The sequence below is a fragment of the Micromonospora sp. 15K316 genome, assembly GCF_004348525.1.
In the GTDB taxonomy this organism is placed as follows: domain Bacteria; phylum Actinomycetota; class Actinomycetes; order Mycobacteriales; family Micromonosporaceae; genus Micromonospora.
Genome location: NZ_SMKG01000324.1, coordinates 1 through 5,147, shown reverse-complemented (window position 1 = coordinate 5,147; position 5,147 = coordinate 1). Strand labels below are relative to the sequence as shown.

General features: G+C 75.4%; 5 protein-coding genes and 1 riboswitch. Of the genes, 3 read left to right on the top strand and 2 right to left on the bottom strand.

All coding sequences use genetic code 11. The features are described from left to right. Nucleotides 1-92: 92 nt before the first annotated feature. On the bottom strand, nt 93-806 hold the full coding sequence (locus E1211_RS30670) for an alpha/beta hydrolase (protein WP_243709781.1): 714 nt from the start codon (nt 804-806) through the stop codon (nt 93-95). Between the two features lie 228 nt (nt 807-1,034). On the opposite strand from E1211_RS30670, the gene E1211_RS30665 reads away from it, so the two are divergent. Together E1211_RS30665 and E1211_RS30660 are read left to right on the top strand one after the other, a co-directional pair. Continuing rightward, nucleotides 1,035-2,318 (top strand): MFS transporter, encoded by a 1,284-nt coding sequence (locus E1211_RS30665; protein ID WP_132353493.1) that lies wholly within the window; start codon nt 1,035-1,037, stop codon nt 2,316-2,318. Between the two features lie 73 nt (nt 2,319-2,391). After that, nucleotides 2,392-3,288 (top strand): aldo/keto reductase, encoded by an 897-nt coding sequence (locus E1211_RS30660; protein ID WP_132353491.1) that lies wholly within the window; start codon nt 2,392-2,394, stop codon nt 3,286-3,288. A gap of 329 nt (nt 3,289-3,617) precedes the next feature. On the opposite strand, the gene E1211_RS30655 is transcribed toward E1211_RS30660, so the two are convergent. Next, nucleotides 3,618-4,289, bottom strand: a complete 672-nt coding sequence (locus E1211_RS30655; protein WP_243709780.1) for a hypothetical protein — start codon at nt 4,287-4,289, stop codon at nt 3,618-3,620. Between the two features lie 116 nt (nt 4,290-4,405). On the opposite strand from E1211_RS30655, the gene E1211_RS30650 reads away from it, so the two are divergent. Then, nucleotides 4,406-4,741, top strand: coding sequence for a hypothetical protein (locus E1211_RS30650; protein WP_132353490.1), 336 nt, complete (start codon nt 4,406-4,408; stop codon nt 4,739-4,741). 150 nt (nt 4,742-4,891) lie between these two features. Further along, a riboswitch (cobalamin riboswitch) is annotated at nt 4,892-5,017 on the top strand. Nucleotides 5,018-5,147: the final 130 nt, after the last annotated feature.

The window sequence follows — 5,147 nt, the reverse complement described above, 5'->3', positions numbered from 1 at the left end:
GACCCCGCCCGGCTCGCCCCCTCGCCGCTCGCCCCGGTTGATCATGAAGTTGTCGTCCCGACACGCCGGCGTGCCGGGCGACAACTTCATGATCACCGCGGTTGGCGGCGGCCGGTGAGCCATTCGGCGGCGGCGGCGCGGATCTCCTCGGGGACCTCGTGGCCGCCGGGAAACTCCTGGTACGTCACGTCGTAGCCGAGTTCGTGCAGGCGAGGTACGAGCCGGCGGCTGCACACGTCCACCGGCAGCACCCGGTCGTCGACACCGTGTGAGACGAAGACCTCCGGATGGCCGTGCGTCACCAGCGGCGCGGAGAAGCCGGGGGAGAAGGCCACCACACCGGCGACCAGGTCGCCGTTGGTCAGCCCGAGCGAGAGGGCGTACGACGCGCCGTCGGAGAAGCCGCCGATCACCACCTCCCGGACCGGGTACCCGGCGAAGACGGACTCCAGCAGCCCGTCGACGCGCCGCACGTCGGGCCCGAACCCCTCGACGATGAGGTCCCAGCTGCTCGCCCCCGCCTGCGGCGCCAGGAGCAACAGGTGGTGCTCGTCCGCGACGGGGAGTAGCAGGTCCAGCCCCTGGCGTGCCGACCCGCCCGCCCCGTGCAGCAGCACCACCAGCTGGTACGGCCGGTCCCCGGACGGCGCCGGGGCGTACAGGAGGGCGAGCAGGCCGCCGTCGGCGTCGGTCATCGGGACCAGGCCGGCGGTGGCCGGACCGACCGGCGGGCCGGGGCGGGCGGTGAGCCGGCCGTGCCGGTGGCTCTCCTCCGGCTGCCGGTGCGGCGGCGCGGGTTCGGACACGGGTCACCGCTCCTCGCTGTCGGCGGATGTGCGCGGCGGTTACCCGTCGAGGCACCGGTTAACCGCCCTGCCGCCGCGCCCACCTGCCGGCCCGTGCTACCGCGCCGCCGGAGGCGATCACCGGGTCCCGCGTGTGACGGGCGACACGCTCGCAACCGGCTTGTGGTGAGAGCGCTGTGCGGTGTCCGATCAAGCCGAGACGCTGCCCGAGGAAGGAAGAAGAGACTCGTGAGTGCCACCACCGCGTCCCCTGCCGACCCGGCGGCCGCGCCGGCCGTGCCCCGGGCGGTGCGGGTCGCCCGCAACGGTGTGGCCGTCGTCTTCACCCTCAACGGACTCGCCGTGGCCACCTGGTTCTCCCGGGTGCCGGCCGCCCGCGAGGCGCTGGAGCTCAGCGCCGGGCGGCTCGGGCTGCTCCTGCTCGCCATGTCGGCCGGCGCGCTGCTCGCCATGCCCACCGCCGGCCTCGTGGTCCAGCGGCTCGGCACCGCCAGGTCGGTACGGCTGGCCACCCTCGTGGTGGCGCTCGGCCTCGCCTGGGCGGGGCTCGCCACCGGCCTGACCGGTTCGGCGATCGCCGTCGCGGTCGGCCTGTTCGCCTTCGGCTACGGCTCCGGCACCTGCGACGTCGCCATGAACGTCGAAGGCGCGGCGGTCGAACGGCGGCTGGGTCGCACGATCCTGCCGCGCTTCCACGCCGCCTGGAGCCTCGGCTCGGTGGCCGGGGCGGGGCTGGGCGCGGGCGCCGCGCGGCTCGACGTTCCGGTCGGCGCGCACCTCGCGGTGATCGCCGTACTGGTGCTGGCGGGCACGCTCTACGGCGCGAAGCTCTTCCTGCCGGCGGCGGAGACCGGAGTCGGTGCGGCGACGCAGGCCGGCCCGGCGGAGCGGCGAGGCGCCCTGCTCGCCGTCTGGCGGGAGCCGCGAACCCTGCTGATCGGCCTGCTGGTGCTGGTCATGGCGTTCACCGAGGGCAGCGCCAACGACTGGCTCGCGGTCGCCTTCGTCGACGGGCACGACCTCAGCGAGGCGGCCGGCGCTGCCGTCTTCGGCGTCTTCGTGGCGGGCATGACGCTCGGGCGTACCGCCGGCACGATCGCCCTCGACCGGTGGGGCCGGGTGCGGGTACTCATCGCGACGATCCTGCTCGCGGCGGTCGGCGCCGCGCTGGCGATTCTCGCCGGCTCGGGCCCCGTCGCCATCGTCGGGGTCGCGCTCTGGGGCATCGGCGCGTCGCTCGGCTTCCCAGTGGGCATGAGCGCCGCCGCGGACGAGGAGGAGAAGGCGGCCGTACGGGTCAGCGTGGTCGCGGTGATCGGCTACACGGCGTTCCTCGGCGGCCCGCCGCTACTCGGCATGCTCGGCGACCGGGTCGGCATCCTGCACGCCCTGCTCGTGGTGCCGCTGCTGCTGGTGCCGGCGCTGGCTCTCGTACCGGTGATGCGCCCGCCCCGCCCCGGCGACACCGCTGCCACCCGGCCGGGGCACGGGCCCTCAGGAGATCAAAGCTAGCGGGAATCGCCCTCGGGCGGTATCGGGCACGCGGCCGACTGCGCCGGGTGCCCGAGCTGGCTACCGTCGCCGGATGCCTATCGACGAGATCACCGCCGCCGCTGCGGGCGCCTGGACGCTGGGAGATCAGACCGTCAACCGGATGGGCTTCGGCTCCATGCGGCTCACCGCCGACCCGGACCCGGCGCGGGCGCTCGCCGTCCTGCGCCGGGCGGTGGAGCTGGGCGTGAACCACGTCGACACCGCCGCCTTCTACGTCTCTCCCGGCGGCACGCTGGGCGTCGGCACGGGAGCGGCCCGCTACGCCACGGAGCTGATCCGCGCGGCGCTCGCCCCGTACCCCGAGGAGCTGCTGATCGCCACCAAGGTCGGCCCGGGGTACGACCCGGAGACCGGCTTCACCGAGGCGCTCACCCCGGCCCAGCTGCGCGCCCAGGTCGAGGAGAACCTGCGCCGGCTCGGCCGCGACCACCTCGACCTGGTGAACCTGCGGCTCTACCGCCGACCGAGCCCGGTGCCGGTGGCGGACCGCTTCGGCGCCCTCGCCGAGCTGCGCGCCGCCGGACTCATCCGGCACCTCGGGCTCTCCAACGCCCGCCCGGAGCATCTCGACGAGGTACGAGGCATCGCGCCGGTCGTCTGCGTGCAGAACCCGTACGGTGTGGACGCCTACCGGGAGGACGACGGGTTCGTCCGGCTCTGCGGCGAGCGGGGGATCGCGTACGTGCCGTTCTTCGCGCTCGCCGGCACCCGCCGGGAGGCGGGGGCGGCGGCCGAGGAGAACCGGGCGGTCGACGCCGTGGCCCGTGCGCACGGCGTCACCCCGCACCAGGTGCGGCTGGCCTGGACCCTGCACCAGGGCCCGCACGTGCTCGCCATCCCCGGCACCGGCGACCCGGCGCACCTGGCGGCGAACGTCGCCGCCGCCGGGCTGCGGCTCACCCCGGAGGACCTGGCCCGACTCGGCTGAACTCGGCGGCCCGGTCGGCCCGGTCGCCTCCGGCGGCCCGGTCGGCCCGGTCGCCTCCGGCGGCCCGGCTCGCTCCGGCTCCGGCACACCCGAGGCACCCGGCACCTCCGCGAGTGCCGGCGCTCCCGCCGGGGATGCCCGCGGGTGGGCGTGTTCGGGCCGGGGGAGCTCGCGAGTGTCGCCGGATTCGGGCCCAGGATGACCGTGCGGGTGATGCCTGAGAGGCATACATATGCCTCTCAGGCATCAGGGTCGTTCGGACAGCACACCGACGGTGCCGGCCTCGTCGGGACAACAACGCGGCGCCCCCGGGGGAGGGCCGGCGCGGGTCAGTCGCGTACCCACACCCGCAGTGGCCCGGCGGTGGTGAAGCCGGCCCGCAGCGCCGGCGCGAGGTCCTCGCCGGACTCGTAGCCCACCAGCGGGCTCCCGACGGCGGTGGGAATGCCGGCCCAGATCGGCGTCGTGTCGCCGCCGACGGCGAAGACGTTGGAGATCCCGGTCACCGCGCCGCTGCGGTGGAGCAGCACCGCGCCGCCGGTCACCGCGCCGTCGCCGGTGTACCGGGCGAGCACGGTCACCCGGGGGTCGGCCAGCAGCGCCGGGCGGAACAGCTCGCCTCCGCCGTGGACCGCCGCCCAGGCGGCCAGCCGGTCCGGCGTGCCCACCGGCGTCAGTGGTGGCCCCGGGTGCGCCGCCGGCTGGGCGGCCGGGCGGTGGATCCAGTCGGCGGTGAAGAGCACCCGGAAACCGTACGGCCGCAGGTCGAGGTCGGCGAAGCTGTCCTTGACCGAGGCTCCCGGACCCGGGTCGATCCGGGCGAGCAGCGCGTCGGCGGGAACCCCGGGGCGCAGGGTGACCGCGTCGGGGTACCAGGGCGGGGAACGGCGTGGCACCGACCAGGCGTCGAGGTCCGTGCGGCCGGGCAGGCCGTGGCTCGCGCAGACGACGTCGCACCACTCGGCGTTGTTCCGCGCCGCCGCCACACGCTCCCCGGGCACCATCCGACAGTAGCTCCGCCCGCCGCCGGCGGCCCAGCTCACTCCCATCGGGCTCGCAGCGTGTTGCCAGGTAGCAGTGCTGAACTGGGAGGAACGCGCACGGAGAGGAGCCGGGCATGGGCTGGTTCAACCGGCGGTCCCGCGCCGCCGACGGGAGCCCGACGAAGCTGGACCGGGAGGCGACCCCTGACGACCTCGCCGCGCTGGAGGCGTTCGTCACCAGCCGCCGGGGCGTCGAGTTCTACCTGGAGCCGGAGACCACCGCGACCGACACCACAGTCGTGGCGATCGCGTACGACGGGGAGTGGATCCGCCGCCGTACCGGTTCGCCCCGCGCCGCGGCGACCATCGCGCGGCGGCACGCCGTTCCGCTCTACGAGGCCGGCCGCACCGGCTACCCGGAGCGGATGCGCGCCTGGAACCGGGCCCACCCCGAGCGCCGGGCCCGCTGACCGGGAACCCGGCGTCCGCCGACGCCGCTCAGGCCGCCTCGACCTGGGCCTACATAGGAATGTCTGGATGGCTTCGGCGCTGGTCAGCCGCCCGGGGCGGCGTTGACCGGCTGCGACGGGTGTGGCAGCATTCGCGGCCTGACGGCAGTGAAGGAAGCCGGTGCGATTCCGGCGCGGTCCCGCCACTGTCATCGGGGAGCGATCCCCCCTCGCGAGTCACGACCGCGTGCGGTTGGAAGGCCGGGGGTGAGCGTCGATCCGGGAGCCAGGATACTTCGGCCGTCGGGATGTGACCCCAGGGCGTGGAGACCCGAGGAGGACCCGATGACGCACCGCGTCCACCGTGCCGGCGGCGATCGCCGTGACCGGCCCCCAGCCGACGGCGCGCCCCCGTTGCGCCGCGCAC

What these genes read in the sequence shown, in the direction of transcription:
- E1211_RS30660 (WP_132353491.1), top strand. Translation starts at nt 2,392, where the DNA reads ATGCCTATCGACGAGATCACCGCCGCCGCTGCGGGCGCCTGGACGCTG.
- E1211_RS30650 (WP_132353490.1), top strand. Translation starts at nt 4,406, where the DNA reads ATGGGCTGGTTCAACCGGCGGTCCCGCGCCGCCGACGGGAGCCCGACG.